This window comes from Lactococcus sp. DD01 (genome assembly GCF_001578715.1).
GTDB lineage: Bacteria > Bacillota > Bacilli > Lactobacillales > Streptococcaceae > Lactococcus > Lactococcus petauri.
Genome location: NZ_KQ968939.1, coordinates 19,450 through 21,280 on the forward strand (window position 1 = coordinate 19,450; position 1,831 = coordinate 21,280).

Consider the following 1,831-nt stretch of genomic DNA (forward strand, 5'->3'; position numbering starts at 1 on the left):
CCAGCTTAAACTTTTCAAGTCAACCAGTATTTGATACTCTAAAGTAAAAATAAAACAAAAATAGAAGTGGATGCTATTCGGCATCCACTTCTATTTTTGTTTTGAAGTATTTCCAATGTTTGTAGCTGACGATATATTCAGCAACACTCTTATCTACAAGATAGGTGTGTTTAACCTGCTTGACCACAGGTTCGCGGAAGCTTAAGTTGAGCGCATTGAGCAACTCACTTTCATCTGGAAAAATAATTTCATTTGTTTCAACAGAGGACATGGAATAAAGATCGATACCAAAGTCTTTGTTCACTCGCTCATAGACACTCGAATAGTCTTCTAAATGATCTGACACAGGCTCCTTGACTAAAGTTTTTGGGAGGTGTGTAAAGTGTAAGAGAAAGGGGGTTCCATCAAAATAACGTACCCGAACAATCTTATAATAACTTTGGTCTGGACTAAGTCCAAGCTCTTTTAAGATTGAAGGTTCATTTTCCTCTTTTATTGACAGAACTTTGACAGTTTCGTGATCTTGAGAATGCAATTCGATATCTGAGAATTTAACATTTTGGGAAATTTTCGATTTAGAAACGTAGGTACCTTTTCCTTGAACGCGGTAGAGGTAACCTGCACTTGTTAATTGGTTTAAGGCTTTCACCGCAGTGATAGAACTTACTTCATATTTTCGTTTAATATCGGCTTCTGAATAAAATTTATCCCCGGGGATAAATTTATGATTTTTGATTTCAGATAATAAGTCTTGTTTGATTTGTTCATACTTTGGAATCAATAGAAATACTCCTATCTATATAACTTATATTAGAATGATAACATGTTAAGTTATAATATGCAAGCTGTATATACAAGGCTTTAGAGTGCGCTTTAGGGAGCTTTTTACAAAAAAATATGTAACCGTGTACATTTTCTCTTGACAAGCTACTTAATATGTTATATACTGATAATGCAAGAAGATAACATGTTAAATAAAAGAGCGCTTGCGTGATTGATAAGGAGTCAAATGAGAAACATAGTATTGATTAGCCATGGTTCGATGGCTGCGGGGGTGAAAGAAAGTCTCGAGATGATCATCGGACGGCAAGAACAGATGCATGTGGTATGTATGCCCGAGGATAGTGATAATATCCAGTTTGAACAAGAGCTACTCGAAAAAATGCAGACCTTAGAGGGTGAAACTTTAATTATTGCTGATTTACTTGGAGGAACACCTTGTAACGTGGCGTTAAAGCATTTTACCGATAATGATGATATTTCTATCATCGCTGGGATGAACCTCTCTCTTGTTTTAGAAGCAGCAGTGAGTGATACAGCGTCCGCTGATGATTTGGTTATTTCGAGCAGAACAACGCTGGTTAATGCGAAAAACTTGCTGAATGAAGCAAAGGCACAAGAAGCAGTAACGCTTAATATGGCAGATTATTCTGAGTACCAAGGTAAAGCAAAGATTGTTAACACGCGCATTGATGAACGCTTGATTCATGGACAAGTGGCTGGAATTTGGTCTTCAAGTTTGGGGACACAACGCATCATTGTTGCAAATGATGAGGCAGCTGCCGATGACTTGCAAAAATCATCTTTACGCATGGCTTGCCCATCAGCAATGCGACTCTCAGTTATTCCCGTAGCCCAAGCAGCAGAAAATATCAATGCGGGGAAATATGGCTTACAACGGATTTTTCTTCTCTTTAAAAAACCTGCCGATGTTTTAAAATTTATTCAAGCAGGGGGGAAACTTGAAAGTCTTAATGTAGGGAATATGAGCTATAAAGAAGGTTCAAAAGAAGTCACAAAGAGCATCAAAGTCATGCCAGAAGAAGAAGGT

Annotated in this window: 2 protein-coding genes; one reads left to right on the plus strand and one right to left on the minus strand. The window is 37.5% G+C overall.

Annotated features, from left to right (window positions below):
- Positions 1-73: 73 nt before the first annotated feature.
- Entirely contained in the window at positions 74-781 is a 708-nt protein-coding gene (locus LACDD01_RS00085) for a GntR family transcriptional regulator (protein WP_061412410.1), read from the minus strand.
- Between the two features lie 228 nt (positions 782-1,009).
- Here LACDD01_RS00085 and LACDD01_RS11385 point away from each other — a divergent pair.
- Positions 1,010-1,831: PTS sugar transporter subunit IIAB (locus tag LACDD01_RS11385; protein ID WP_231863324.1), on the plus strand; the 822-nt coding region annotated here is incomplete at its 3' end.